This is a genomic window from Sphaerisporangium melleum (assembly GCF_014646695.1).
Lineage (GTDB): Bacteria > Actinomycetota > Actinomycetes > Streptosporangiales > Streptosporangiaceae > Sphaerisporangium > Sphaerisporangium melleum.
This window is the reverse complement of the sequence record NZ_BMNT01000006.1, coordinates 208312-233992: the sequence shown is the minus strand read 5'-3', so window position 1 is coordinate 233992 and position 25681 is coordinate 208312. Positions and strand designations below refer to the sequence as shown.

Genomic DNA, 25681 nt, shown 5'->3' with positions numbered 1-25681 from the left:
GAAGACCGTCGCAGGCGGTAGGCCCTTCAGCGGGCGACCGTGAAGCCGTGCCGTGGTGGGTGCCGCGGGGGGCGATCGGCGGCCGGATCTGCGACTCGCGGACCAATCGGCGGTACCTGTCGGGGTCGTAGCCGCGCATCGGCGGCATAAGTAAGGTGTCCCTTCCATTATGTCAGGCACACTTGACCTAATGGAAGGGACGGCTTACCTTCGTCGCATGGCGAAGCAGATGGAGCAGGACCAGGTGACGCGTGCGGCCCGCCGCGCCGTGCTCATCGATGGCTTACCCGTGTCTACTTTGGGAGTGGTAGCCCTCGCGCTGGGCAGCACGCCCGATCAGAGCACCGCCCAGAAGACCTGGTGGATCGCGACCACCATCGTGTTCACTCTCGCGGTGGCCTGGGTGCTACTGCGGGCGTTCCGGCGCGCGGACGAATACCTGCGCAGGATTCAGCTGGAGAGCATGGCCGTCGCGTTCGCCGCGGTCCTCGTGGGGCTGCAGGTGGCCACCCTGCTCGATGCCGCGGGCATCGTCCAGCTCCACCAGCTCGCGCAGCTGATCCTCCTCGGTGGCGTGGCGCTCTGGCTGCTGATCGCCGACCTGCGCACTCGCTTCCACCGCTGAAGGGGGAGCATCCGTGAAGAACCGGCTACGCGAACTGCGGGCGGCTCGCCGATGGAGCCAGGCCGATCTGGCCGACCGGTGCCACGTCTCCCGGCAGGCCATCAATGCCATCGAAACCGAGCGGTACGACCCCAGCCTGCCTCTGGCGTTCACCATCGCCGAGGTCTTCGGCCTGACCATCGAGGAGATCTTCCGCCCTGACCGGGCGGAAGATACCGGCAACCCGGTCTGACATCGAGCCGCCCCCTGACGGCCGCGGAGGGAAGCGGTGCCGTTTCAACGGGCTGCGCGCTGCCGCGAGCGCGGTGATGGCCCGGTGATCAGGGGTACGTGGCGGCCCGCAACGCGCGAACATGTGCGGCCGGATGGTCAGGGAGCGGAGCCGGGCCCGCCCCCTGCCCGTGGGTCAGGCGTAGTACCGGTAGTTGACCCTGGTCTTGGCCCGGGTGTTGAAGTTGATCTCGCCGTCGTCGTAGCGGTTCCACATGCCGGCGAGCTTCGCCGTGCGTACGGTGCACCCGGCCGAACGGACCCCTCTGGGGCGGATGCTGCCGACGTAGTCCGTACAGGTGCCGACCTTCGTGCCGTTGACGTAGAGCCGGACGGTCAGGTTGACGCTGTAGAGCTGCTTACGGGAGATGTTCTTGATCCGCACCTTTACGTGGCAGGTCCTCTTGCACGTACCGAAGGAGATCTTGTAGTCGATCAGTTGCTTCTGGGTCGTGGTGACCGATGCCGGCGCGCTCTGCCCGGCTGTGGACGCCGAGGCCGCCGTCGGTGCGAGAGCGATGAACCCGGCCGCGGCCGTGACCGCCAAAAACGTGCCGGTCAAACCCTTGATCATGGTGCCCCCATGGCGATGGATGGCCGCTTCCCCCGTCGAAAGCGGCACCTCATCTTTGATTAGCCATCAGGCAAATGCAAGGCCAATTTAGCCCGAAATGTGATGCATCCTGCCCGAATTGGGGGATTTGAACGAGCTTTTCGGTCATCTCTATTCGGACTCGCCACCCGGGTCGGGCCGAGGCCATCCGGTTGTCACCGCGGGTTCTTGGCAGTCGCCCCGGCGGGAGGCCGGCGGCAGGCGGATAGCCCTCGCGCGAGTACGCGCGTCGCGCCAGATCCGGAAGCACGGGACATGTCGTGCGGGGACCCGGCCCGCCGAAGCCATGCTCCGCGGGCCGGGGTGATCGATGAGATGGCCCTCAGCGCGCGGGGGTGAATTCCCAGACCTGGTTGAGTTGGTTGCTCAGCGAGGTGTAGTCGATCTTCGCGAGAACCGGGCGCTTCAGCGCCTTCAGGGCCTTGGTGAAGTCCGCGCCGGTGCAGTCCTTGCGGCCGAGACCGTTCTTCTGGGCGTTGGACCGGTCGGCCAGCCAGGGGGAGCCGCACGAGCGGGTGGTACGGGTGAACGTCAGGGCCGTGTAGCCCAGCCTGATCGACTTCTTGCCCCTGGTGAACAGGACGGTCGTGTCGTTCACCCGCCTGATCGTGCCGTAGGCGGTCTTCGACGAGCCGGGCAGGGCGAGGACCTCGTAGACGCGCTTCTTCGCGCCCAGCGAGATCTTGACCGGCGTGGGGCCGAGGCCGAGCGCGAAGGCCAGGTCCGCGGGCTTGCACCGGGTGGTGCCCAGGCCCTTGGCGTCGACCTTGACGACTCCCTCGGTCTCCTTCAGGTCGCAGGCGGAGGTGACCCTGCGGAACTCGGCGCGTGAGTAGTCGATCCGCCGCTCCTTGGCTCCCGGGATGGGGGAGAAGGTGTAGCGCGGCGGGCCGCTCCGCCGGTTCAGGGTGGCCTTGACCGGCAGGACGCGCAGAACGCCGGTCCCGTCCGCCCAGGCGAACCCGTAGACCGCCGTGGGCGTCGCGGAACTCGCGGTGCTCGTGGACGTGGCGGACGCGTCGGCGGAGGAGGTGAACAGGGCCGGGACGCAGAACGCGGTGAGCGCGGCGGCGGCGAGCGGGCGCAGCATGAACGGTCTCCTAAGGGTGGATCGTGTCGGTCCGAAATGTACCGCCTGGCACTCTGGCACCTCCCGCCGCCCGCCACTAGGGAAAACTGCGCGTTCCGCGCGGCATCCTCGGCGGTACCCGCAAGCCCTCGCGCCCTCGCGTATAAGGCATTCGAGGAGACCGTGGAAGCGGCCCTCCGCGCAGAAATCCGGTCGCTGCTCAGCCGTCGCCGGCGGCTCGCCAGGATGGGCGGCCGATCGCCTTCTCGTAGGCGGGGCGCACGTCCACCGTGTCGTACACGATGTTCAGCACGGCGACCCGGCTCTGCGCGTCCAGCTCCAGGACATCGACCACGTCGAACGGCGCCGCGTCGCCGTTGGCCAGCCGCCAGTCGTAGTGGAACCACACGTTCACCAGCGTCTCGCCAGTGGCCGTCTCACCCGTGGTCACCCCGCGCAGCGTCAGGTGCGAGGCCGAGGTGTCGGCCAGGACCGCCGGATAGAACTCCGCCGCCGGCATGGGCCCGTACAAGGGAGAACGCACCATGCCATCGGGGGTGAAAAGCCGCAGGATGCCGTCCAGATCTCCATCACCCAACGCCGCAAGGTAGGCGTCGGCCAGTTCACGGGGCGTCACACCGAAATGCTAACCACCACCCTCGTACGACGCGCGACTTCAAAGGCCTGGCGGATCTCTGCGGCGAAGGCGGGCACATCGGCGAGCAGGAGAAGCGGAGGAGGCGCTCGCGGAGTGCGAAGCGGAAAGGGCTGCCGTCGTTCGGGCGGGAAGAGGGACGCGGGTGGTGGTGTTGAGGGGGCGGCGGCGTCGAGCGTAGGGCTGGGCGCCGTGAAGGGAGAGGTCGATGAGCTACGAGGAGTACCAGCGCGGGTGCCTCTTCTTCGAGGCGAAGGACTACGCCGAGGCGGCGCGCATCCTCACGCCGATCGTGGACGCCGAGCCGGGGAACCGGGCGGCCGTCGAGCTGCTGGCGCGGGCCTACTTCCACAGCGCCCAGCTCGGCCGCGCCGAGGAGACCTTCCGCCGGCTGCTGGAGCTGGACCCGGCCAACGGCTGGGCGTACGAGGCGCTGGCCCGGACGCTTGAGCGCCGCAGCCGGCACGACGAGGCCGAGCGCTACCGCAAGCTGGCCGATGCCATGGGCTTCGGCCCGGCCGAGCAGGTCGACGTCTCGGTGTACGCCGCCGATCTCGCCTGACCCGACCGGCCTCGACGGCCACTCGCCGGGTCACCATATGGCGCGCCGCACGGGGAGCCGGGCGGCGCGCCCGCCCGGTGTACGGGGCGTGACGGGGCGGGGGCGGGGGTGATTCGGGGGCGTCATAGCCGGATGTGGCGGAGAGTGCGTGTGCGGTTACCCGGTTTTGTTCCGGATGCCACAGGTCGGAAACCCCGGCCGGATGGACTCTGGGCAGTGACCACCGCGGGTCCGGTGGGTCACCTTCCTCAAGGAGGCCGGCGTGCCCGAGATGTACTTCCAGGTCAGATGGCCCGACGGTTCGCGCTCGCGCTGCTATTCCCCCTCCCTCGTCATCGCCGACTTCCTGCGGCCGGAGCAGTCCTATCCGGTGACGGAGTTCGTCGACCTGAGCGGGCGGGCGCTGCGCATCGCGGGGGAGCGGGTGCGGGAGAAATACGGTTTTTTCTGTACGAGCGCCTCCCAGCAGATCGCCGAGATCGAGGACAAGGCCGCCGGGTTCGCCGGTGAGGGCTCGGTCACCGTCGAGAGGTTCGAGCGGTGAGCGGCGGCGCGGACGGGACGGGCGAGCGGGCGCACGGCGACGGGCAGGAGTACGCCGGCGGCCGGGCCGAGGCCGGAGACGGGACGGGCGCGCTCGCCGGCGGGCACCACGCGGTCGTGGTCGTCGGCGGCGGGCAGGCCGGGCTGGCGATGAGCCACCACCTCACGCGGCGCGGCGTGGACCACGTGGTGCTGGAGCGCCACCGCATCGGCCACGAGTGGCGTTCCCGCAGGTGGGACTCGTTCTGCCTGGTCACGCCGAACTGGCAGTGCCGGCTGCCGGGCTTCCCCTACGCCGGGGACGAGCCGGACGGGTTCATGCGGCGCGACGAGATCGTCCGGTACGTCGAGGACTACGCCGCCTCGTTCGGCCCGCCCGTGCTCGAAGGGGTCACCGCCACCCGGCTGTCGGCCACCGCGGACGGCTTCGAGGTGCGTACCGACGGCGGCGCCTTCACCGCCGGGCAGGTGGTGGTGGCGACCGGGCCGTACCAGGTGCCGGTGGTCCCGCGGATCGCCGAACGGTTCCCGCCGCACATCACCCAGCTCCACTCGGGCGACTACCGCAACTCTTCCCAGCTCCCGCCGGGGGAGGTGCTGGTCGTGGGCAGCGGCCAGTCCGGCTGCCAGATCGCCGAGGACCTGCACCTGGACGGCCGCCGGGTCCACCTCGCGGTCGGGTCGGCGCCCCGGGTCGCCCGCTTCTACCGGGGCCGGGACGTGGTGGCCTGGCTCGACCTGATGGGCCACTACGACCGGCCGGTGACCTCCTTCGACGACCCGCAGGCCGTGCGGGCCCGCGCCAATCACTACGTGACCGGCCGGGACGGCGGGCGCGACATCGACCTGCGGGCCTTCGCGCGTGACGGGATGCGCCTGTACGGCAGGCTCGCCGGGGTCGAGGACGGGGTCATCACCTTCGGGGCCGATCTGCGGCGCGACCTCGACCACGCCGACGCGGTGTCCGAGAGCATCAAGGACGCCATCGACGCCTTCATCTCCGCGCACGGCATCACGGCGCCGGCCGAGCCGCGCTACCGGCCGGTGTGGGAGCCGGAGGACGGGCCGCCGGCCCGGCTGGACGCGAGCCGGGTCACCTCGGTGATCTGGTGTACCGGGTTCCGCGCCGATTACCGGTGGATCACCGTGCCGGTCTTCGACGGCGCCGGGCGTCCGGTGCACGAGCGCGGGGTCACGCCGGTCCCGGGGCTGTACTTCCTCGGCCTGCCGTGGCAGCACACGTGGGGGTCGGGCCGGTTCTCCGGCGTCGGCGCCGACGCCGAGCACCTGGCCGGCCGGATCGGCTCGTGGTCCGGGTCTCCCGCGGTCCGGGCGCCGGCACCGCCACGGCCGCGTACCCCGTCCGGAGCCGGCGCGGCCGGTGGCATCGGCCGGGCGGAGCGGATCGGGGTGCTCGACGGAGCCGGCGGGAGCGCCGGCGGTGTCGAGGATCCCGGAAGGTACTTCATCCACCCCGAGCTGCTGGGGAGCTGAGCCGTGGTCTACGACGCCCACCGCCACCTCGGCGTGCTCCCCGCCTACCCCTTCTACGGCGGCCCGCCCGTCCGGCCGGACGTGACCGCCCGGGCCACCGTGGACGCCCTGCTGGACGACCTGTACGCCGAGGGCACCGAGCGGGCGCTGGTGCTGCCGAACTACGGCGTACCCGACCCGGCCATCGCCTTCGGGTTCAACGAGCTGGTCCTGGAGGCGGCGACCCGCGACGAACGCCTTCGCTGCGGGCTGTGGGTCTCGCCCCGCCCGCAGGACGCCGAGCGCACCGCGGCGGCGCTGGCGCTGGCGGGTGAGCCCGGCGTGCGGGCGCTCAAGCTGAGCTTCCTGCTCGGCGGCCGGCCCACCGACACCGGCTGCCGTCCCGCGCTGGACCTGATCTTCGCCACCGCCCGCGCCCACGACCTGGTCGTCCACGTGCACACCTCGCCCGGCGCCGCCTCCGACATCGACGAGGTGGGGCACCTGGTGGAGTGGTACGGCGACGCGGTGGCGATCCACCTGGTGCACTTCGGCGGCGGGATGAGCGGCCACATCAAGCTGGCCGGCTCGCGGTTCTTCGACTGGATCGACGCCGGCAAACGGGTCTACACCGACCTGTCGTGGGCCATCGGTTTCACGCCGCGCTGGCTGGCGGCCGAGATCGAGCGGCGCGGTGCCGGCCACGACCGGGTCCTGTTCGCCAGCGACGAGCCCTGGGGGGACTACACCGGCGAGCGGGCCCGGCTCGGCGCGGCGGTCGGCGACGGCGAGCTTGCCCGGCTGATGTTCCACGACACCTTCGACAAGCTCTACGGCTGACCCGCGCCCGGCCTCGCGCCGGCCGAACCCGTACCCGACCCCGAACCGAACGCGTACCGGCCTGCCCCGCGAATCGGAACCGAGCCGGGATCCGCCGTTGCGACATCGCCAGGCCGGTACGACGGCACCTGTTCCGGCAGCCACCGACGAATCACCCGCACACCACGTGGCATCGCCTTCCCGGCCGCCGTGCCCGACGTACCACGTGTGCACCCCGGTAACACACCAGCCGCCCACCTGTCTCGACAAGGAGATGCCCATGTCCGAACTGACCGACCTCGAGAAGCAGAGCCTCACGGAGATCCCGCACCCGTCGCTGCCCGAAGGCACCAGCATCTACGGCGGCACCAAGGTCTTCCCCGACTACCAGGCCGAGGACGGGGAGAGCTACTTCACCCTCGTTCACGGCATCGCGCACGAGTCGTCGGTCAGTTTCGTGGCGATCCTGCAGGCGACCAGGGCGCTGCGGAAGGGCTTCGAGTCGGCCATCTACTTCTACGGGCCCGGCTCGCTCAACTGCCTGGCCACCCGGGGCTTCCCGACGACGGGCAACTCGGCGTTCCCGGGCGAGCACAACATCAACAACTCGCTCAAGACCTTCATCGCGGAGGGCGGCAAGGTCTACTGCTGCCGCTTCGGGCTGTCGCTGCACGGCGCCCGCGAGGAGGACCTGATCGAGGGCGTCATCCCCACCCACCCGCTGGACGTGCAGGACGCCCTGATCCACTACGCCCGCAAGGGCGCGATCATCAACTCGACCTACATGTTCTAGGAGGGCGCGTGAGCGTCGGTACCAGGGTCGACGTGGCCATCATGGGCGTCCGCGCGGACGCCCCGGTGCGCCGCGCGGGCGGAGCCGGACCGAGCGACGACGGCCACCTGATCATGGGTGGCGCCGGCGCGGCGATCCCGCTGAACCCCGACAGTCCGTACATCGTCCGCGACGGCAGCCTGTGGCTGGGGGAGACCGATCTGGGCGTTCCCGTCCAGGCCGTGCGCCGGCCGCGCTTCTACGACCTGGTCACCGCGGACGGCGTCCCGTACGAGAAGATCGCGAAGCTGCACGGCGCGGACGTGCTGGCCACCACCGTCGTCCAGACCTGCGTCCGGTACGGCGAGGCCGACCGGTGCCGGTTCTGCACCATCGAGGAGTCGCTCAGGGCCGGGGCCACGGTCGCCGCCAAGACCCCGGCGCAGCTCGCCGAGGTCGCCGAGGCGGCCGTGCGCCTGGACGGCGTACGGCAGATGGTGATGACCACCGGTACGACCTCCGGGCCGGACCGGGGCGCGCGGGTGCTGGCCCGGTCGGTGCGCGCCGTGCTGGAGGCGGTGCCTGGCCTGCCGGTCCAGGTGCAGTGCGAGCCGCCGGCCGACCTGTCCTGGATCACCACGCTCAAGGAGGCCGGGGCCACGGCCATCGGGATCCACATCGAGTCGCTGGACGAGCGGGTGCGGGGCCGCTGGACCCCCGGCAAGGCGGCGGTGCCGCGGGCGGCATATGACGCCGCCTGGGACGAGGCGGTACGGGTGTTCGGCCGCAACCGCGTCTCCACGTACCTGCTCGTCGGTCTCGGCGAGGACCCCGGCGAGCTGGTCGAAGGTGCGGCGGAGCTGATCGGGCGCGGCGTCTATCCGTTCGTGGTGCCCTTCCGCCCGATGAAGGGCTCGCTGGCGGGGCGGGACGGCGCGCCCGCCCCGTCCCCGCGGGTGGTCCGCGAGGTCACCGAGCAGGTCGCGGCGCTGCTGCGCGCGGCCGGGATGACCGGGGCCGATCAGCGGGCCGGATGCGCGGCCTGCGGCGCCTGCGCGGCCCTCGCCGTGGCCGGCGGGTGACCGCGATGACCCGGATCGGCGACACTTCCGACCTCGGCGTCGTGCTCCTCGGCGCGCCGCCGGCCCCGAGGCCCGGTGCCAGCCCGGCACCCGGTGCCTTCCCGGCGCCCCCGTCCAGCGCCTCGCTCGCGTCCCGGTCCGGCTCCTCCCCGGAGCCCGAGTACGAGGGCTCGCCGGGGCGGCGGACGAACGACCGCCCGCTGCCGGTGGCGAACGGCTCGGTGGTCCGGGCAGATGGCGGGACGGTGTGCGAGGTACTGCTCGGGCGGCGGCCGCCGCGCTTCATCATCGAGGAGGCCGACCGGGCCGGGATCGCGGCCTACCGCGCCCTGCGCAGGAAGGTCTTCGTCGAGGAGCAGCGGCTGTTCCAGGGCCACGACCTGGACGAGCACGACTCCGACCCGCGCACCGTGGTGCTGGTCGCTCGGGGCCGGGAGGGCGCCGTGCTCGGCGGCGTCCGGCTCGGCCCGGCGACCGGCGGGCCGGACATCGGCTGGTGGCGGGGCGGGCGCCTGGCCGTCGACCCCGCCGAGCGGGGCTGGGCCGGCATCGGGCCCGCGCTGGTCCGGGCCGCCTGCGCGCGGGCCGAGGCCGCGGGTGCGCTGCGCTTCGAGGCGACCGTGCAGCCGCGCGCCGAGGCGATGTTCGCCCGGCTCGGCTGGCACACGGTGCGCACGGTGATGGTCGCCGGGGCCGCGCACCTGCTGATGCGCCGGCCGATCGGGCGGATCGCCGCCCTGGCCGAGAGCACCAAACGGCCGCTGGGCTCGCTGCTGGCCGGGCTGGCCCCCGGCGGGCCGGGGTACGTCGGTGACGACGGCGCCCCGGTGCCCGGCGGCGACCTGGTCGCCGCGTGCGACGCGATCCTGCCCGCCATGGTGGAGCGCGACCCCGAGTGGGCCGGCTGGTGCTCGGTGCTGGTCAACTGCAACGACCTCGCCGCGATGGGCGCGGTGCCGGTCGGCCTGCTCGACGCGCTCGGCGCGCGCGATGTCCGGGCCGCCGAGCGTGTGCTCGCCGGGCTGCGCGGCGCGGCCGGGGCGTACGACATCTCGGTGCTGGGCGGGCACACCCAGCTCGGCGTGCCCGCGGCGCTGTCGGTGACCGCCCTCGGCCGCGCCGAGCACCTCGTTCCGGGCGGCGGCGGCCGTCCCGGGCACCGGGTGCGGCTGACCGCCGACCTCGGCGGCGGCTGGCGCCCCGGCTACACCGGGCGGCAGTGGGACTCCACCAGCGGCCGCCGTACCCCCGAGCTGCGCGCGATGCTGGGCGCGGTCGCCGCCGCCCGTCCGGCGGCGGCCAAGGACGTCTCGATGGCGGGGATCGCCGGCACGCTCGGCATGCTCGCCGAGGCGTCCGGGTGCGGCGCCGTGCTGGACGTCGCCGCCGTCCCCCGGCCCGGCGCCGCGACCATGGGGGACTGGCTGACCTGCTTCCCCGGCTTCGCGATGCTCACCGCCGACGAGCCGGGCCGCCCCGGCCTGGCCGCGGGCCCCGCGACCGGTGCCGAGTGCGCGGAGCTGGTCGACGGGCAGGGGGTCATGCTGCGCTGGCCGGACGGCGAGCTGACCGAGGTCATCGCAGGGCCGGTGACCGGAATGGGCACCGCGGGCGACCCCGCCCCGGAAGGGCGCGGCGGTCAAGAGGGGCGGAACGCCCAACGGCGGCGGACCGCTCAAAGCGAGCAAGAGGAGAGAGGCCGGCCGGCATGAAGGTTCGCATGGGCGCGGTCGCCGCGCCGTTCGATCGCGACGTCGAGGCGTGTTTCGCCCGCATCGAGGACCTGGTGGCGCAGGCCCGTGACCAGGGTGTCGGGCTGCTCGCGCTGCCCGAGGCGTGCCTGGGCGGATACCTGCTCAGCATGGACGGCGACCCGGGGGACCTCCCGCCGGCGCTCGACCCGGACGGGCCGGAGATCCGGCGCCTTTCGGCCATCGCGGGTGACATGGTGGTCTGCGCGGGGTACTGCGAGGCCGCCGGGGCGTGGCGGTACAACAGCGCCGTCTGCGTCACCGGCGACGGCGTGCTCGGCCACCACCGCAAGGTGCACCAGCCGCTCAGCGAGGACGCCCTGTTCGCCGCCGGCGACGGGTTCGCCGCGTTCGACACCCCGGTCGGGCGGCTCGGCATGATGATCTGCTACGACAAGGCCTTCCCCGAGTCGGCGCGGTCGCTCGCCCTGGACGGCGCCGAGGTCGTGGTGTGCGTGTCGGCCTGGCCGGCGAGCCGTACGAACCCGGCGCCCGACCTGGCGCAGGACCGCTGGACCCGGCGGTTCGACCTGTTCGACCAGGCGCGGGCCCTGGAGAACCAGGTCGTGTGGGTGTCGGCCAACCAGTCGGGCACCTTCGGCTCGCTTCGCTTCGTCGGCAGCGCGAAGATCGTCGGTCCCGGCGGGGACGTGCTCGCGCGCACCGGCGTGCCGGGCGGCGTAGCGGTGGCCGAGGTGGACGTGCAAGAGGAGCTCGCGACCGCCCGCCGCTCGATGGGCCACCTGCGCGACCGCCGCCCGGACGCCTACACCTATGACGGCCGGGTCACCGCCGCTGGAAGGTCCTGACCGTGCCCCGCGTGCCCGCACCGCCGGCACTCTCCGCGCGCTTTCGTCCCGCACCGCCGGCACTACCCGCAGGCCGCGGGTCCGCGCGCCGGACGGCCCGTACGCGACGCGGAGGCCGTCCGCTGTGATCCGCATCGCCGCCGCCTCCGCGCACTTCGGCCGGGACCTTGCGTTCGACCTTGGCCGCATCGCCAAGCTGGTCGCCGACGCGCGCGCGTCCGGCGCGGCGCTGCTGGTGCTGCCGGACGCGGCGCTGGGCGGCTACCTCGCCGACCTGCGCCACCCCGATCCCGCCGCGCTGCCGCCCGCGCTGGACCCCGGCGACCCGATCTTCGCGCGGCTGCGCGCCCTGGCCGCCGAGATGGTGGTGTGCGTCGGCTACTGCGAGGACGCCGGCCCGGTCCGGTACAACGCGGCGGTGTGCCTCAGCGGAGACGGCGTGCTCGGCCGGCACCGCAAGGTCCACCTGCCGGCCGGCGAGACCATCGCCTACGCCGCCGGTGACCGGTTCGACGCGTTCGACACCCCGGTGGGCCGCCTCGGCATGCTCATCGACTACGACAAGACCTTCCCCGAGTCGGCGCGCAGCCTGGCGCTGGACGGCGCGCAGATCATCGCCTGCCTGTCGGCCTGGCCGACCAGCATCACCAACCGGGCCCCGCGGATGGCCCAGGACCGCCAGTCCCGCCTGTTCGACCTGTACGACTGCGCGCGGGCGGCGGAGAACCAGGTCGTGCTGGCCTCCTCCAACCAGACGGGGGCGATGGGCGGCATGCGCTTCCTCGGCCAGGCCAAGGTGGTCGGGCCGGGCGGCGAGGTGCTGGCCCGCACCTGGTCCAAGGCCGGGCTCGCCGTGGCCGAGCTGGACGTGGCCGCCGAGATCGCGACCGCCCGGAGGGTGCTCGACCACCTCGGCGAGCTGCGCCCGGGGAGCTACCGGTGAGGACCTTGCCGACGACCTGCCGCCCACCCGAGCGCCGGTGCCGCGTCGCCTGCACGTCGTACCGGGCCAGGGTCGTGTTCCCGGAGGCGCCGGTGAGGATCGTGCCGTTGGTCTGTTCGCTCGTGCCCAGGTATCGCGCCGCCTGGACGCCGCGCTGGGCCGGGACGCGTTCGGGGAGGTGCTGGTGAGGATCGCGCTGCTGACCTACTCGACCAGGCCCAGAGGCGGGGTCGTGCACACGCTGAACCTGGCCGAGGCGCTGGCCGCGGCCGGCCAGGACGTCACCGTCTGGGCGCTCGCCCGGGGCGGCGACGCCGGGTTCTTCCGCGCCGTCGCGCCGTCGGTGCGCCAGGCGCTCGTCCCGTTCCCCGACATCCCGCAGGAGGGGGTGGGCGAGCGCATCCTGCGGTCGATCTCCGCGCTGCGCGAGGCCTTCGACCCGCGGGCGTACGACGTTGTGCACGCCCAGGACTGCATCAGCGCCAACGCGGTCGAGGACTGCGTGCGGACCGTCCACCACATCGACCACTTCACCACCCCTGAGCTGGCGGCCTGTCACGAGCGGGCGATCGTCCGCCCGCACACGCACGTCTGCGTCTCCTCGGCGGTGGCGCGTGAGCTGGCCGACGGCTGGGGGATCACCGCGACGGTCATCCCCAACGGTGTGGAGGCCGAGCGGTTCGCCGCGGCGGCCCGCGACGGCGACGGCCGCTGGCGCGCGCGCTTCGGGCCGTACGTGCTGACCGTGGGCGGCATCGAGCCGCGCAAAGGTTCGATGGACCTGCTGGAGGCCTACGCCCTGCTGGACGACCCGGACCTGCGCCTGGTCGTCGCGGGCGGGGAGACCCTGTTCGACTACCGCGGCTACCGGACCGAGTGGGAGCGGCGCGCCGCCGCGCTCGGGATCGAGCCGATCGTGCTCGGCGGAGTGGCCCATCCGGAGCTGCCCGCCCTCGTCGCCTCAGCGGCGGTCTTCGCCTTCCCCTCGCTGAAGGAGGGGTTCGGGCTGGCCGCGATGGAGGCGCTGGCGGCGGGCGTTCCCCTGGTCACCCGGGACCTGCCGGTGTTCCGCGAGGTGTTCGGCGGCGTGGCGCTGTTCGCCTCCGGGCCGCGCGGACTGGCCGATGCCATGCGGGCGGCCCTCGCCGTTCCCGACCCGGCCCGGCGCGAGGCCGGCCGCGCCCTGGCCTTCCGGCACACCTGGCAGGCCGCCGCGGCCCGGCACGTCGCCCTGTACGAGTCCCTCCGCCCCTGAGGCGGGCGCCACAGCGGGTAGGTCCAGGGGCGCGGCGGGGCTTCGGTGATCCGCTTGCGGGTGAGGTGGGCTTCCGGCCCGCCCGCCGCCCCGCGCGGCCGTCGCGGGTCCGGCCGGCGGCGGCGCGGATCAGGGGACGGTGAGGAGCGGGAGGCGCAGGACGAACCGGGCGCCGACCGGAGAGTCCTCGATGACCAGGCTGCCGTCGTGGTGCTCGGCCACGTCCCGGGCGATCGCGAGCCCGAGCCCGGTGCCCTGGGTGTCCTTCTCCCGCCCGGAGGACAGCCGGGTGAAGCGCTGGAAGACGACCTCGCGCTCGTCGGGCGGGATGCCCTCGCCGTCGTCGATGACCTGCAGGACCGCGTTGCCGTCGTCGCGCCCGACGATGATGGTCACCGTCGAGGTGGCGTGCCGCTCGGCGTTGTCCAGCAGGTTGGTCAGCAGCCGGAGCAACTGGAGGCGGTCGCCGCTGACCACGATGCCGGGCTGCAGGCGCAGCGCGACCCGCCGGCGCCGGGGGCGGCGCCCGACCTCGGCGCGCACCAGTTCGGCCATGTTGATGTAACTGCGGGTGATCTTCTCACCCGCGTCGAGTTTGGCGAGTACGAGCAGGTCGGTGACGATGGCCTGCAGCCGGTCCAGGCTGGAGACCAGTGCCTCGGCCATCTTCACCCAGTCGGTGTCCTCCGGATGCAGCAGTGCGTCCTCCACCTGCGTGCGCATGGCGGTGATCGGGCTGCGCAGGTCGTGCCCGGCGTCGGAGGCGAAGCGGCGCTGCTGCTCCACCGCCTGCTGGAGGCGGTCCAGTGTCTGGTTGACCGTGCTGGACAGGGCGCCGATCTCGTCGTGCTGCGGCGGCACCGGGACCCGGCGGCTCAGGTCGGACCCGGTGATCTCGGCCAGTTCCTCGCGTACGCTCTCCACCGGAGCCAGGGCCCGGCGGACCATGCGGTACGTGCCGGCGGCGGTGGCCGCGGTGACCAGCAGGGAGGCGCCGCCGACCAGCAGCAGGAAGGCGGGGTTCACGTACCAGGGGATGGCGGGCGCGGCGCCGTAGACCAGGTAGTCGCCCACCGGCCGGGAGGAGCGCAGGACGACCACCATCAGGCAGTCGTCGGGGAAGCCGGGCGGTGAGCAGATCCGCTGGTGGGCCTCCATGGCGTCGCTGCGCGGGGTGAACATCGCCAGGCGCGGCAGGCCGGTGAGCGGGGGTGTCGAGGAGACCACGCGGCCGGAGGGGCCGACCACCTGGATGTACCGCGTGCCGCCCTGCGGCGGGACCACGGGCGGCAGCTCCTCCTTGTGGATCAGTCCGCTGACGCGCATGCTGGTGACGGTGAGGTCCTGCACCTGGTTGGACACCGCCAGGCGGTACAGTCCCAGGAAAACGAGCAGGCTCACGCCCGCGCACGCCAAGACCGTCATGACGCTGGCGACCCATGTCAGCCGGGTCCGCACGGACCAGTAGCGCCAGAGCTTCACTGAGCCCCCCTGTCCGCCTCGTGATCACACTAAGTCCGTGTCGTTCGAGGTCAGGCCAGTGAAAGGGCAAGATGGTACAAACTATGGATCAAGTACATGTAGTGCGCGGGGGGCTCGGTTCATCGTCCGGCTCCCGATTTCGGTGCATTCCACTACATCTCCGACTGAGGCTCCGTAAAGGTCGGGCACGTGGATGCCAGGGTCGATCACCAGCGTCATACCCGGCGCCAGCACCGTGCGGTCGGCGGCGGTGAGCCAGGGCCCCTCCCGCGGTTCCAGCCCGATGCCGTGACCGGTCCCGCGCGTGACGTACGGGCCGTACCCGCTCTCGTCCAGCACCCGCCAGGCGGCGGCGTCCACCTCGGCGGCCGTCGCACCCGGGCGCACGGCCGCCGCGGCGGCGTCCCGCGCCGCGAGCAGCACCGCGTGCACCGCCTCGAAGTCCTCCGGCGGCTCGGCCACGACGAACGCCCGGCCCGCCCGCGCGTGGTAACCGCCCGCCCGCGCGCTCACCCGCACGCAGACCGCGTCGCCGGGGTTGATCACCCGGCCCGAGGGCAGGTGATCGGGACGCGCGGTGTTCTCCCCGGCCGCCACCGTCACGAAGACCCGCTCCTCGCCGGCCTGGAGTGGCCCGGCGGCTCCATGACTCCCGGGGAAAGACCGGCCGGCCGGCGGCGGCTCGGCGGCCAGGGCCGCCGCGGACAGCCGGTGCGCCGTGTCCCGCTCGGTGGCGCCGAACCAGGACAGCTCACGGGCCGCCGCCATGACCCGGTCGGTCACCGCCACCGCGCGCTCGATCGCGGCGATCTCCTCCGGGCGCTTGCGCCGCCGCATCGGGTCCAGTACCGCCGAGGCCAGCACCAGGTCGGCGTCCACGCGCAGCACGAACAGCTCGTGCGCCCGCATCTGGGCGTCCACGCCCACCCGCGACGCCGATGCCGGGATGAGCGCGGCGGCCGCGGCGGCGTCGGCGGCGAACCCGGGTGGCAGGCCGGGCACCAGCACCAGGAACCCGTCCGCGTCGCGCCCGGCCACGTACCGCATGTCGGGCGACGGGCGCAGCACCAGCGCGTCCAGCTCCTCCTCGGCCATCCGCGCGAGGACGGCCGCCATGATCTCCCCGGTCATGCGGGCGGATGCAGCCAGCAGGCCACCGGGCCGAACGCCGGCTCCCGTTCGGCGCACACGTCCATCGCGACCGGGCACCGCGGGTGGAAGCGGCACCCCTGCGGCGGGTCCGCCGGGTCCGGGACGTCCCCGGGCAGCTCCTCGGGCAGCCTGCCCAGGCCGTCCGGCTCGGGAATGGCCCGCAGCAGCGCCTGCGTGTACGGGTGGCGCGGCTCCGCCCAGACACGCGCGGTCGGCCCGGTCTCCACGATCTTCCCCAGGTACATCACCGCGATCCGGTCGGCGATCAGCCGCACCACCGACAGGTCGTGGCTGATGAACAGCAGCCCCGCGCCCGACTCGACCGCGAGGTTGCGCATCAGGGTCGCCACCTGTGCCTGGGCGGAGGCGTCCAGCGCCGAGATCGGCTCGTCCCCGATGAGCAGGGACGGGCGGGCGGCCAGCGCGCGGGCGATCGCGATGCGCTGCCGCTGCCCGCCGGAGAACTCGTGCGGATACCGCTCGGCCATGCCCCCCGGCAGGCCCACCCGTTCCAGCATCTCGCCGGGGGTGGTCGCGCGGTCCCCGGCCGCCGCCAGGCCGTCGCCGATCTGCGCGCCCACCCGCCGCCGCGGGTTGAGCGAGGCGTAGGGATCCTGGAACACCATCTGGATCCGGGTGAGCGCCGGGTCTCGGCGGCGCAGGCCGAGGCGGGTGACCGGGCGGTCCTCGAACGCGACCGCGCCGCCGGCGGCCGGGACGAGCCCGCACACCGCCCGGGCCAGCGTGGACTTGCCGCACCCGGACTCCCCGACCAGGCCGACCACCTCGCCCGCGGCCACGGTGAGGCTCGCCCCCGCGACGGCTCGTACGGCCGGCCGGCCCGGCGTACGGTGGTCGACCACCAGATCGGCCACGTTCAGCAGGCTCATGAGTCCTCCTTCGATGCGGCGTCCGCCTCGCCGTGCCGGGGGAGGGCGTCCAGCAGGGCACGGGTGTAGGGGTGCGCGGGCGCGCGCAGCACCCGCTCGCGCGGGCCCTGCTCCAGCACCAGCCCCTCGCGCATCACGCTCACCTCGTCGGCGACCGCCGACATGACCCCGAGGTCGTGCGTCACCAGCAGCACCGCCAGCCCCAGCTCGTCGCACAGCCGCCGGATCAGGCGAAGCACCCCCGCCTGCACGGTGACGTCCAGCGCGGTGGTCGGTTCGTCGGCGATGAGCACCTTCGGCCCGCACGCCAGCGCGATCGCGATCGCGATGCGCTGGCGCATGCCGCCGGAGAACTGGTGCGGGTAGCGGTCCACCGCCGCCGCCGGGCCGGGAATGCGCACCTGGCCGAGCAGTTCGACGGCCCGCTCCCGCGCCTCGGCGCGGCCGACGCGCAGGTGGTGGCGCATGTGCTCGGTGATCTGACGGCCGACGGTGAGCATGGGGTGCAGGCTCGTCGCCGGGTCCTGGAAGACCATGGCGATGTCGCGCCCCCGCACCGCGTTCAGCTCGCGCGGCGGCAGGGTGAGCAGGTCACGCCCGTCGAGCACCACCCGCCCCCCGGTACGGGCGCCGTGCGGGAGCAGGCCGAGCGCGGCGAGCCCGGTCATCGTCTTGCCCGAGCCGCTCTCGCCGGCCAGGCCGTGGACGCGGCCGGGCCGCAGGACGAGGTCCACCCCGCGCAGGATCTCGTGCGCGCCGATCGAGACGGTCAGCCCCTCGACGCTCAGCACCGGCCCGGCCCCGGGGACGTTCACGGTCACAGCGCACGCTCCTTGATGGCGCGGGCGGTGCGCGGGTCCAGGGCGTCGCGCAGCGTGTCGCCGAGGAAGTTGAAGGCGAGCACCACGGTCAGGATGGCCAGCCCCGGGAAGGTCGCGACCCACCAGCTGTCGAAGACCTCCACCCCGGAGGCCACCATCGCCCCCCACTCGGGGGACGGCGGCTTGGCGCCGAGCCCGAGGAAGGACAGGCCCGACAGCAGCAGCAGCGCGGTGCCGATGTCGAGCGTGGCCAGGACGAGGATCGGCCCGGTCACGTTCGGCAGCACGTCCACCCGCAGTGACCGCCAGGCGGAGAAGCCGAGCAGCCGCCCGCTGAGCACGAACTCGCGTTCCCGCATGCCGAGCACCAGGCCGCGGGTGACCCGGGCGTAGGCGGGCCAGGCCACGACCAGGACGGCGAGCACCGCGTTGAACAGGCTGGCACCCAGCGCCGCGGCGACGACCATGGCCAGGATGACGGTGGGGAAGGCGAAGACCAGGTCGGCCACCCGCATGATCCCCTCGCCCACCCATCTGCCGAAATATCCGGCGGCGGCGCCGAGGGAGCCGCCGATGAGCAGCGACAGCGCCACCAGCAGCAGCGTCAACGGGATGGACACCCGGGCGCCGTACATGATGCGCGACAGCACGTCGCGGCCGAGCTGGTCGGTGCCGAGCCAGTGGCCCGGGCCGGGGGAGGCCAGCCGTGGCAGCTCCTGGGCCAGCGGGTCGTGCGGCGCGAGCAGCGGGGCCGCCACCGCAACGACCAGCCAGGCGAGCGCCACCACGCCGCCCACGACGGCGAGTGGCTGCCGCCACGCCTCCGGCAGGCGGGCGAGCACCCCCCGGGTCCCCACGGACCGTCCCGGCAGGCGCGGAAGGAGGTTCACGCCGTCCCCCCTCGGGCGCGGGCGCGGGCGTTCACGACAGCCTCACTCTCGGGTCGATGATCCCGTACAGGACGTCGACCACCAGGTTGATCAGGACGTACACGAAGCCGACCACCAGGCCGACGCCCATGACGGCGGGCAGGTCCAGGGTCGTCGCGCTCTTGTAGGCGTACTGGCCGATGCCGGGCCGGGCGAACACCGACTCCACCAGCACCGTGCCGGACAGCAGGCTGCCGAACGCCAGCCCGGCCACCGTGATCACCGGGACCAGCGCCGAGCGCAGCACGTAGCGGAACAGGACCACCCGCCCGGGCAGGCCCTTGGCCCGGGCCGCCCGCACGTAGTCCTGCCCGAGCACCTCCAGCACCGCCGACCGGGTGAACCGGGTGAGCAGGCCGATGGTGTAGGCGGCCAGCACCAGCGCCGGGGTGATCAGGTGACCCGCCGCCGAGGCGAACACCTCCCACTGGCCGGCCAGCGCGGCGTCGACCGTGTACAGCCCGGTCACCGCCGGCGGAGCGCTCATGTCGGGCGCGATGCGGCCGCTGCCCGGCGTGATCTGCAGCCGGAAGAAGAACACGTAGAACGCCACCAGGGCGAGCCAGAAGGTCGGCACCGAGATGCCGACCAGGCTCAGCACGCGCAGCACCTGGTCGGCGGCCCGGTCGCGGCGCAGCGCGGCGATCACGCCGAACGCCACGCCGGCCACCAGCGAGATCGCGATGGCGCCACCGGCCAGCTCGATCGTGGCCGGGACGAACTCCGCCAGGTCGTCCAGCACGGGACGGTGGCTCTGCTGGCTGACGCCGAGGTCGCCCTGCAGCAGGCCGCCGAGGTAGGTGAGGTACTGCGCCGGCAGCGGCCGGTCCAGGCCGTGCTCGGCGCGCCACTGCGCCACGATGGCCGGGTCGCCGAGTGCCCGCTGGCCGAGGTTCGCCGTCACCGGGTCGCCCGGCACCAGGTTGGTCAGGACGAAGGTGACCAGCGTGATCCCGAAGCCGAGCAGCACCGCGACGGCGATCCTGCGCGCCAGGAACCGCGCCAGCGGATGCCGGGCGTGCCCGGACCGGAACCCGCGACCGCGGGCCGGACCACGGCCCGCCGCCGGGCCGCCGCTGCCGGAACCACCCGGGCGGGCGGCGCGGGCCGGTGCCCCGCCGCCCGCCGGGTCGTCACTTGGCGCCGAGGGCCGCGACATCGACCGTCCACACCGGATGGAACTGCAGCCCGGTGACCGAGGCCGCCGTCACGATGTTCTGGCTCGGCTGGATCAGCGGGACGAACGGGCCGGACTCGTTCAGCTTGTGCTGGATGTCGGTGTAGAGCTGCTTGCGCGTGTCGTCACCGATGGTGGCCGCCGCCTTGTCGCCCAGCGCCTCCAGGTCCTTGTCGGCGCCCGCCTTCCAGCCGGCGCGCAGGCCGACCGTCTTGCCGGGCAGGAAGGCCAGGTAGTCGGTCGGGTCCGGATAGTCCGGGCCCCAGTACCACAGGCCGAGCTCCTCCTTGCCGTTGCGGTAGTTGTCCAGCGCCGTCGCCACCGGGGCGGGGGTCAGCTCGACGGTGATCCCGACCTCCTTGAGGTTGGCCTGGATGCGCTCGGCGAACGGCTGGAACGACAGGCCCTGCAAAGTGAGGTCGCTCGGGTACTCCAGCTTGACCGTCGGGGCGTTCACCCCGCTCGCCGCCACCGCCGCCTTGGCGCCCGCGACGTCGCGCGCGACGGCGTCGCCGGCGGGCAGGGCGCCCAGCAGCATCGTCGGGATGACCCCCGGCGCCTGCACCGAACCCTCGCCGGCCAGCTCCAGCAGCCCCTGGTAGTCGACGCCCTTGCGGATCGCCTCGACGATCTTGGGGTTGCTCGTCACCTTGCTGACCGCCGGGTCCTGGCCGGCCAGCAGGAAGACGACGTTCGCCGACGCCGTCTTGGTCGTCTGCAGGCCTGCGGCGACGCTCTTGACCTGGTCGCCGGACAGGTCCAGCGCCACCTGGCTGTCGCCCCGCTGGACGTTCAGCTTCTGGGTGGCCGACTCGACGTTGCGGATCACGACCTTGCCGTAGACCGGCTTCTTCGTCCCCCAGTACTTGGGGTTGGCCTTCAGCACCACCTGGGTCGAGGTGTTGAACGACTCCAGCTCGTACGGGCCGGACCCGGCCGAGGCGCCGTTGAGGTAGTCCTCGGCCTTGTCGGAGGTGTCGGCCGTACCGCCGTGCTCCTTGACCAGCTTGGAGTTCAGGATGCCCAGGGCGGGGTTCGGCAGGATGAACGGCAGCGCCGGGTTCGCGGTCTTGGAGGTGAGCGTGACCGTCGTCTCGTCGGTCTTGGCCACCTCGACGCCGTCCAGCAGGAAGGACGGGTTGCCCTTCAGGTCCCGCACGCGGTCGAGGGAGAAGACGACGTCGTCGGCGGTGACCGGGGAGCCGTCGGAGAACGTGGCCCCCTGACGAAGCTTCAGCGTGAGCTTCTTGCCGTCGGGGGACTGCTCGTAGGACTCGGCGAGCGAGGGGACCGGCTTGGTCACGTCCGATCCCTCGAAGGTCAGCAGCGTGTCGTAGAGGGCCTTGCCCACGATCAGGCCGGTGGGCTCGTAGTTGCGGCCCGGATCGGCGGTCTTGAGGGTGAAGGACGCGTCCATCACGAGGGTCTTGCCCGTACCGCCGCCCTGCGACGGCGCGCTGGACGACGTGCCGCCACTGGAACAGGCGGCGAGGGAGAGCGCGCCGGCGAGCAGGACCGGCAGCAGGGCCGCCCTCGTCTGCCATGCCGTACGGCGCCGCGAGCGGGTCGCCATTCTGTGTCCTCCGGAAATGGGACTTGCTGGACGATTGTCCGGGTGTGGTCCAGGATTGTCCGGTAATACGACCAGCTCACGGCACCAAGCCGAGACGGATAGACCACACGGGGATGTTGAATGACCGAAATGTCAAGCACGCCCGCGTCCGGGACCGGGGTCCCTGGACGGATCGGCATCGGCCTCCAGCTTGACGCGATCCATATGAAGATCCTCCAGGTGCTGCGGGAGAACGGCCGCATCTCGGTCGCCGCGCTCGCCGAGCGCGTGGGGATCTCCCGGGCCAGCGCCTACACGAGGTTCGAGGCGCTGCGCGCCGATGGAGTGATCAAGAGGTTCACCGCCGAGGTCGACCACGTCCGGGCCGGGCTCGGTATCACCGCGCTGGTGTTCGTCACCGTCCGCCAGCAGATGTGGAAGCAGTTCCGCGCCCAGCTCGCCCAGATGCCCGAGGTCGAGTACTGCGCCATCACCACCGGGCAGCACGACGCGATGATCCTGGTGCGGATGCCCGACGTCGCCGCCGTCCACGCGCTGGTCACCGAGCGGCTGGCGAGCATCCCTGCCGTCAAGGCCACCGAGACGGTCTTCATCCTGGACGAAGTGCTCAAACGCCCCTACGTCCTGCCCGCCGACAGCCGTCCCCGCCCGTCCCCCCGCCGCCCGTCCCCGGCCGAACCCGCCCCGCCCTCCGCGTCGAACGTCCCCCTCGGCAAGATGCGCTTCGTCGGCGCCGCCGAAGGCCGCGCCGACCTGAAGAACGACACCTGACCCCGCCCCTCCAGCCCGCATGGCCGTCCCCCTGCCGTCTGCCCTCCTGCCCCGGAGCCGTCCGTTCGTCGAGGCTTCGGCTTGCGTGCTCCGGATTCCTGGCGCGACGGAGTTTCCGTTCGACCTTGCTGACCTGCGACCGGTCACGGGATTCTCCCCGCTCCCACGGAGGCCCACTTCGGCGCCGGGTCGGCGGGGTGGGGTACGGCGATGACGGCGCCGTCGTACGGCGCGGAACCGGCCCGCGGGGCGGCGGCGTCAGTGCCGGCGGGGGACCTCGTCGCAGATGCTGAGCTGGGGGGTGTCGTCGCCGTCGAAGGTGAACTCCTCGACCAGGCGCAGGCGTCCGCCGGGGAGCGTCTGGACGCGACTGGTGCTGCGCCCGCCGGCCAGGCCGCCCGTCTTCAACGCGTGCGCGTACGCGAGCTCGACACGCTCGCCCTTCCTGGTGCCGGCGAACCGGCCGTGGATCACCGTCCCGCCGGTGTAGCCGCCCCAGACGACCCCGGCGGCCTCGTGGTATTCGAACCAGGTGGGGTCACCGGCGTCCACGTCGCTCGCCGTTGAGCTGACCATGACGAACGTCCTGCCGTCGAGCAGGCCGCGCGGAACGCCGGCCCCCAGAACCGGGACATCGCGGGCAAGGCCCGGAGACAGGTCATCGGGAAGATCGGGGAGAAGGCCGCCCGGAGAATCGTGCGAGGAGCCACCGGTAAGGCCGGGCCAGGGGGTGCCGGTGGGGCCGTCGGCGGCATCGCGGAGGGAGTCGTGGTGGGGAAGGTCGCTGTCGTTCACGGCACCGCATGCTGCCGCTCCCCGCTCCGCGCGGCGGCCCGGCTGGACGTTTCGCTCACCAGACCCCGGCGCGCGCGGTGATACGTCTGCCCCTGCCCGCCACGAGGTGACCCCGCCTGTACGACCCGGTTCCCGGCCGCCGGCCCGCAGATCGGTGATCGATGAGCCGGCGGCCGGGTCCGGGAGGGTCTCCAGGGCGGGGTCACGCCCAGGCGCCGCACTACAGCAGCGTGAGGGCCTTGGCGAGGGCGGGGGCGCGGCCGGTCGCGAGGTCGAGGGCGGTCAGGGGGGCGTAGTGGTCCACCGGTACGCCGATGGTGTCGATGATCTCCCGGTCCGGGCCGAGGTGCCGCACCTGCGGCAGGCCCAGCATGCTTCCGTCGTCCAGCAGGTAGCCGCCGGCCGGGCCGGAGATCGCGCCGGCGGTGCGGGTGCCCACCAGCGGGGCGATGCCCAGGTCCTTGACCGCGCCGACCAGGGCAGTGGGCTCGGGCTGTCCATCGTCGCGTCGATCGCCCGGGCGCACGGTGCCGGCCTGCACGCCACCCCCAACGACGGCGGCGGTCTCGAAGTGGTGGTGATCTTCCCCGCCCTCGGCGTCCCCGGCGATGCGGCCGCGATGTCCGGCCAGGTCACGGCATGACTTCCCCCGGAGGCGGAGCCGTCTCCTCCGGCCAGGACGGCGCCATTTTTCATCGGCCCGGGTGCTCGACGGTGCGCTTGGGACGATTGAGGAACCGGGTCCGGTACGAGAGGATGCGTGGGGATTGCGTGGGGATACGGCCCGGAGATGATGGGCTCGGATGCCCGACGAAACCAGCGCAGCGAGGAGGAGCCGTGCCGTCTCGACCGGCCGCGACCGTTTTCTGGGCGCTCGCCCTGCTGGTCGCCGGGATCGCCGGCGTGGCGTTGTGCCTGGCCACCGTGCCGGTCATCGCCGAGCGGCCGCCTCCCGACCTGCTCGACTCGTCCTTGCTGATCCCGGTCTTCCTCGGCTTGGCCCTGCTGACCGCGCTCATGGAGAAGGCGACCGGCCGCAAGGACTTCCGGTGGGGTTTCGTGGCCCCGGTCCCGTTCCTCGTCTGGTTCGTGGCGAGCGTCGTCCGGAGCGGAGACGAGCAGGGACTGTGGCCGATCGGGATGGTCTTCCTGGTCGTCCTGACCCTGGTCCACGCGGGCATCGCGCTGGCGGCCGTCGCGATCGTGCCCCGGCCCCGTCGCCCGTCCGGCCGCTGACACCCGGGCGGCGGCCGAGGGCCGTCGCGGGTCAGCCGGTGATGCGCATGAGGGCGACCTGGTCGCCCTCCAGGGTGAAGGTGAAATCGGACGGGCCGTTGAAGCCGTCGCCGCCCACCATCGCCGACACGACGACCGTGTCCTCCGTGGCGTGCACGGCGTTGATCGTCAGGCTCACCCGGACCCCGATGAACTCCTTGTCGCTCCAGTCCCGGATGGCCGCCCGGCCGTGGAACACCCGTCCCCAGTCGTCGACCGCGCCCTCCTTGGTGAAGCAGCCGAGGAAGTCCTCGACGTCACCGGCGTTGGCCGCGTCCACCGCCCTGCGGACTGCGGGCGGGAGGGTGAAAGTAGTCATGACCTGGCCTTTCGCGCTGTTCGATCAGGCACGACGATACTCCCCGGCGGATGGGGCCAGGCGCACCCTCGCCGGCGTCGCGGCGTGTCCGGCGCGGCCGGCCGCTCAGGCGGAGAGCCACTCGACGGCGGTGGTGACCTCGTCGAGCACGTCCGGCAGGGGGGCGACGCCGAGCCCCGGGCCGATCGGGACGGGCAGATGCCCGGCGGACAGGACGAACGGCTCGGTCAGGTCGGTGGCGAAGTAGCGGCGGGAGGCGGAGGTGTCGCCGGGCAGCGTGAAGCCCGGCAGCGCGGCCAGTGCGAGGTTGGCCGCCCGGCCGAGGCCGGTCTCCAGCATGCCGCCGCACCACACCGTGACGCCGTGCGCCCGGCACAGGTCGTGGATGCGGCGCGCCTCGAGGTAGCCGCCGACGCGCCCCGGCTTGATGTTGATCACCGAGCACGCGCCGAGCGAGATCGCCGCGGCGGCGTCGCGCGCCGACTCGACCGACTCGTCCAGGCAGATCGGCGTGCCCAGCCGCTTCGCCAGAGCCGCGTGCTGCACCAGATCGTCCTCGGCGAGCGGCTGCTCGATCAGCAGCAGGCCGAAGGCGTCCAGCCTGGCCAGGTGCGGGGCGTCGGCGAGGGTGTAGGCGGCGTTGGCGTCCACCTGGAGCAGCAGGTCGTCGCCGAAGCGCTCGCGCACGGCCCGCACCGGAGCCACGTCCCACCCCGGCTCGATCTTGATCTTCACGCGTACGTAGCCCTCGGCGACGTACCCGGCCACCACGTCGATGAGCTCGGGGATGGAGTCCATGATGCCGACCGACACCCCGCACGGCACCCGGTCGCGGGAGGCGCCGAGGAAGCTCGCGAACGAGGTGCCGGCCGCGCGCAGTTCGACGTCGAGCAGGGCGGTCTCCAGCGCGGCCTTGGCCATGCGGTGCCCCTTGAACCGCGCCAGCGCCCGCTCCGCCGCGTACGCCCCGGCGTTCGGCAGGGCGGTGATCGCCGGCACCAGGAACCGCCGCAGCGCCTCGGCGGCCCCGTCCACGTACTCCGAGGAGTAGAGCGGCTCGGACATCGCCACGCACTCGCCCCACCCCTCGCCGTCAGGGGTCACCACCCGGACCAGCAGCACGTCCCGCTCGGACTCGGTGCCGAACGAGGTGCGGAACGGTGCCACCAGCGGCATCGCCACCCTGCGCAGCTCCACCCCGGTGATCTTCACGGCCGCTCCCTGGTCGTCGGTCTCGCCCTCAGCACGGTCCCCCT

General features: G+C 73.0%; 28 protein-coding genes. 14 read left to right on the top strand and 14 right to left on the bottom strand.

What is annotated here, in order from left to right:
• Positions 1-217 precede the first annotated feature (217 nt).
• Both IEY93_RS07485 and IEY93_RS07480 read left to right on the top strand, forming a co-directional pair.
• On the top strand, positions 218-625 hold the full coding sequence (locus tag IEY93_RS07485) for a hypothetical protein (protein ID WP_189162213.1): 408 nt from the start codon (positions 218-220) through the stop codon (positions 623-625).
• Positions 626-638: 13 nt separating this feature from the next.
• Positions 639-857, top strand: a complete 219-nt coding sequence (locus IEY93_RS07480; RefSeq protein WP_189162212.1) for a helix-turn-helix transcriptional regulator — start codon at positions 639-641, stop codon at positions 855-857.
• A 174-nt stretch (positions 858-1031) separates the two neighbouring features.
• Here the strand turns inward: IEY93_RS07480 and IEY93_RS07475 are convergent, their stop codons facing one another.
• The 3 genes from IEY93_RS07475 to IEY93_RS07465 form a co-directional block, all read right to left on the bottom strand.
• Entirely contained in the window at positions 1032-1469 is a 438-nt protein-coding gene (locus IEY93_RS07475) for an FxLYD domain-containing protein (protein ID WP_189162211.1), read from the bottom strand.
• A 361-nt stretch (positions 1470-1830) separates the two neighbouring features.
• On the bottom strand, positions 1831-2598 hold the full coding sequence (locus IEY93_RS07470; RefSeq protein ID WP_189162210.1) for a hypothetical protein: 768 nt from the start codon (positions 2596-2598) through the stop codon (positions 1831-1833).
• Between the two features lie 199 nt (positions 2599-2797).
• On the bottom strand, positions 2798-3214 hold the full coding sequence (locus tag IEY93_RS07465) for a nuclear transport factor 2 family protein (RefSeq protein WP_189162209.1): 417 nt from the start codon (positions 3212-3214) through the stop codon (positions 2798-2800).
• 226 nt (positions 3215-3440) lie between these two features.
• Here IEY93_RS07465 and IEY93_RS07460 point away from each other — a divergent pair, with 226 nt between their 5' ends.
• From IEY93_RS07460 to IEY93_RS07415, 10 genes are all read left to right on the top strand, one after another.
• Positions 3441-3794: a tetratricopeptide repeat protein gene (locus IEY93_RS07460; RefSeq protein ID WP_189162208.1), complete on the top strand. Its 354-nt coding sequence runs from the start codon at positions 3441-3443 to the stop codon at positions 3792-3794.
• Between the two features lie 271 nt (positions 3795-4065).
• Positions 4066-4338, top strand: coding sequence for an MSMEG_0570 family nitrogen starvation response protein (locus IEY93_RS07455; protein ID WP_229690947.1), 273 nt, complete (start codon positions 4066-4068; stop codon positions 4336-4338).
• Positions 4335-5831 carry an MSMEG_0569 family flavin-dependent oxidoreductase gene (locus IEY93_RS07450; RefSeq protein ID WP_229690941.1) on the top strand — a complete coding sequence of 499 codons (1497 nt, stop codon included), beginning with the start codon at positions 4335-4337 and terminating at the stop codon, positions 5829-5831. The genes IEY93_RS07455 and IEY93_RS07450 overlap by 4 nt, the downstream gene beginning before the upstream one ends.
• A gap of 3 nt (positions 5832-5834) precedes the next feature.
• Positions 5835-6650, top strand: a complete 816-nt coding sequence (locus tag IEY93_RS07445) for an amidohydrolase family protein (RefSeq protein WP_189162206.1) — start codon at positions 5835-5837, stop codon at positions 6648-6650.
• A gap of 259 nt (positions 6651-6909) precedes the next feature.
• Positions 6910-7422, top strand: coding sequence for an MSMEG_0572/Sll0783 family nitrogen starvation response protein (locus tag IEY93_RS07440; RefSeq protein WP_189162205.1), 513 nt, complete (start codon positions 6910-6912; stop codon positions 7420-7422).
• 8 nt (positions 7423-7430) lie between these two features.
• A complete protein-coding gene (locus IEY93_RS07435) occupies positions 7431-8483 on the top strand; it encodes an MSMEG_0568 family radical SAM protein (protein ID WP_203967917.1) in 1053 nt (350 codons plus the stop codon).
• Positions 8484-8488: 5 nt separating this feature from the next.
• A complete protein-coding gene (locus IEY93_RS07430; RefSeq protein WP_189162204.1) occupies positions 8489-10195 on the top strand; it encodes an MSMEG_0567/sll0787 family protein in 1707 nt (568 codons plus the stop codon).
• A complete protein-coding gene (locus tag IEY93_RS07425) occupies positions 10192-11043 on the top strand; it encodes a carbon-nitrogen hydrolase family protein (protein ID WP_203967918.1) in 852 nt (283 codons plus the stop codon). Before IEY93_RS07430 ends, IEY93_RS07425 begins: the two co-directional genes overlap by 4 nt.
• Before the next feature lie 124 nt (positions 11044-11167).
• A complete protein-coding gene (locus tag IEY93_RS07420) occupies positions 11168-11986 on the top strand; it encodes a carbon-nitrogen hydrolase family protein (RefSeq protein WP_229690940.1) in 819 nt (272 codons plus the stop codon).
• A gap of 184 nt (positions 11987-12170) precedes the next feature.
• Entirely contained in the window at positions 12171-13241 is a 1071-nt protein-coding gene (locus tag IEY93_RS07415; RefSeq protein WP_189162202.1) for an MSMEG_0565 family glycosyltransferase, read from the top strand.
• 129 nt (positions 13242-13370) lie between these two features.
• Here IEY93_RS07415 and IEY93_RS07410 read toward each other — a convergent pair whose 3' ends face one another.
• The 7 genes from IEY93_RS07410 to IEY93_RS07380 form a co-directional block, all read right to left on the bottom strand.
• Positions 13371-14642 (bottom strand): sensor histidine kinase, encoded by a 1272-nt coding sequence (locus tag IEY93_RS07410; protein ID WP_189162201.1) that lies wholly within the window; start codon positions 14640-14642, stop codon positions 13371-13373.
• A gap of 162 nt (positions 14643-14804) precedes the next feature.
• On the bottom strand, positions 14805-15854 hold the full coding sequence (locus IEY93_RS07405) for a M24 family metallopeptidase (RefSeq protein WP_229690939.1): 1050 nt from the start codon (positions 15852-15854) through the stop codon (positions 14805-14807).
• A complete protein-coding gene (locus IEY93_RS07400) occupies positions 15851-16765 on the bottom strand; it encodes an ABC transporter ATP-binding protein (protein ID WP_189162200.1) in 915 nt (304 codons plus the stop codon). Before IEY93_RS07400 ends, IEY93_RS07405 begins: the two co-directional genes overlap by 4 nt.
• Positions 16762-17586 carry an ABC transporter ATP-binding protein gene (locus tag IEY93_RS07395; RefSeq protein ID WP_229690938.1) on the bottom strand — a complete coding sequence of 275 codons (825 nt, stop codon included), beginning with the start codon at positions 17584-17586 and terminating at the stop codon, positions 16762-16764. Before IEY93_RS07395 ends, IEY93_RS07400 begins: the two co-directional genes overlap by 4 nt.
• On the bottom strand, positions 17583-18476 hold the full coding sequence (locus tag IEY93_RS07390; protein WP_229690937.1) for an ABC transporter permease: 894 nt from the start codon (positions 18474-18476) through the stop codon (positions 17583-17585). Before IEY93_RS07390 ends, IEY93_RS07395 begins: the two co-directional genes overlap by 4 nt.
• 31 nt (positions 18477-18507) lie before the next feature.
• Positions 18508-19674, bottom strand: a complete 1167-nt coding sequence (locus IEY93_RS07385; protein WP_189162199.1) for an ABC transporter permease — start codon at positions 19672-19674, stop codon at positions 18508-18510.
• Entirely contained in the window at positions 19649-21265 is a 1617-nt protein-coding gene (locus tag IEY93_RS07380; RefSeq protein WP_189162198.1) for an ABC transporter substrate-binding protein, read from the bottom strand. Before IEY93_RS07380 ends, IEY93_RS07385 begins: the two co-directional genes overlap by 26 nt.
• 129 nt (positions 21266-21394) lie before the next feature.
• Between IEY93_RS07380 and IEY93_RS07375 the strand changes: the two genes are divergently transcribed.
• Positions 21395-22036 (top strand): Lrp/AsnC family transcriptional regulator, encoded by a 642-nt coding sequence (locus tag IEY93_RS07375; protein WP_229690936.1) that lies wholly within the window; start codon positions 21395-21397, stop codon positions 22034-22036.
• Between the two features lie 258 nt (positions 22037-22294).
• Here IEY93_RS07375 and IEY93_RS37930 read toward each other — a convergent pair whose 3' ends face one another.
• Positions 22295-22831, bottom strand: coding sequence for an avidin-fold protein (locus IEY93_RS37930; RefSeq protein WP_229690935.1), 537 nt, complete (start codon positions 22829-22831; stop codon positions 22295-22297).
• Between the two features lie 220 nt (positions 22832-23051).
• On the bottom strand, positions 23052-23372 hold the full coding sequence (locus IEY93_RS07365; RefSeq protein WP_189162196.1) for a S41 family peptidase: 321 nt from the start codon (positions 23370-23372) through the stop codon (positions 23052-23054).
• 296 nt (positions 23373-23668) lie between these two features.
• Here IEY93_RS07365 and IEY93_RS07360 point away from each other — a divergent pair, with 296 nt between their 5' ends.
• Positions 23669-24067: a hypothetical protein gene (locus IEY93_RS07360; protein WP_189162195.1), complete on the top strand. Its 399-nt coding sequence runs from the start codon at positions 23669-23671 to the stop codon at positions 24065-24067.
• Between the two features lie 31 nt (positions 24068-24098).
• Here IEY93_RS07360 and IEY93_RS07355 read toward each other — a convergent pair whose 3' ends face one another.
• Positions 24099-24425 (bottom strand): nuclear transport factor 2 family protein, encoded by a 327-nt coding sequence (locus tag IEY93_RS07355; protein ID WP_189162194.1) that lies wholly within the window; start codon positions 24423-24425, stop codon positions 24099-24101.
• Positions 24426-24530: 105 nt separating this feature from the next.
• Positions 24531-25637, bottom strand: a complete 1107-nt coding sequence (gene menC, locus IEY93_RS07350; RefSeq protein WP_189162193.1) for an o-succinylbenzoate synthase — start codon at positions 25635-25637, stop codon at positions 24531-24533.
• Positions 25638-25681 lie beyond the last annotated feature (44 nt).

What these genes read in the sequence shown, in the direction of transcription:
- IEY93_RS07485 (WP_189162213.1), top strand. Translation starts at nt 218, where the DNA reads ATGGCGAAGCAGATGGAGCAGGACCAGGTGACGCGTGCGGCCCGCCGC.
- IEY93_RS07475 (WP_189162211.1), bottom strand. Translation starts at nt 1,469, where the DNA reads ATGATCAAGGGTTTGACCGGCACGTTTTTGGCGGTCACGGCCGCGGCC.
- IEY93_RS07470 (WP_189162210.1), bottom strand. Translation starts at nt 2,598, where the DNA reads ATGCTGCGCCCGCTCGCCGCCGCCGCGCTCACCGCGTTCTGCGTCCCG.
- IEY93_RS07460 (WP_189162208.1), top strand. Translation starts at nt 3,441, where the DNA reads ATGAGCTACGAGGAGTACCAGCGCGGGTGCCTCTTCTTCGAGGCGAAG.
- IEY93_RS07455 (WP_229690947.1), top strand. Translation starts at nt 4,066, where the DNA reads ATGTACTTCCAGGTCAGATGGCCCGACGGTTCGCGCTCGCGCTGCTAT.
- IEY93_RS07440 (WP_189162205.1), top strand. Translation starts at nt 6,910, where the DNA reads ATGTCCGAACTGACCGACCTCGAGAAGCAGAGCCTCACGGAGATCCCG.
- IEY93_RS07430 (WP_189162204.1), top strand. Translation starts at nt 8,489, where the DNA reads ATGACCCGGATCGGCGACACTTCCGACCTCGGCGTCGTGCTCCTCGGC.
- IEY93_RS07425 (WP_203967918.1), top strand. Translation starts at nt 10,192, where the DNA reads ATGAAGGTTCGCATGGGCGCGGTCGCCGCGCCGTTCGATCGCGACGTC.
- IEY93_RS07405 (WP_229690939.1), bottom strand. Translation starts at nt 15,854, where the DNA reads ATGACCGGGGAGATCATGGCGGCCGTCCTCGCGCGGATGGCCGAGGAG.
- IEY93_RS07400 (WP_189162200.1), bottom strand. Translation starts at nt 16,765, where the DNA reads ATGAGCCTGCTGAACGTGGCCGATCTGGTGGTCGACCACCGTACGCCG.
- IEY93_RS07385 (WP_189162199.1), bottom strand. Translation starts at nt 19,674, where the DNA reads ATGTCGCGGCCCTCGGCGCCAAGTGACGACCCGGCGGGCGGCGGGGCA.
- IEY93_RS07380 (WP_189162198.1), bottom strand. Translation starts at nt 21,265, where the DNA reads ATGGCGACCCGCTCGCGGCGCCGTACGGCATGGCAGACGAGGGCGGCC.
- IEY93_RS07375 (WP_229690936.1), top strand. Translation starts at nt 21,395, where the DNA reads ATGTCAAGCACGCCCGCGTCCGGGACCGGGGTCCCTGGACGGATCGGC.
- IEY93_RS07355 (WP_189162194.1), bottom strand. Translation starts at nt 24,425, where the DNA reads ATGACTACTTTCACCCTCCCGCCCGCAGTCCGCAGGGCGGTGGACGCG.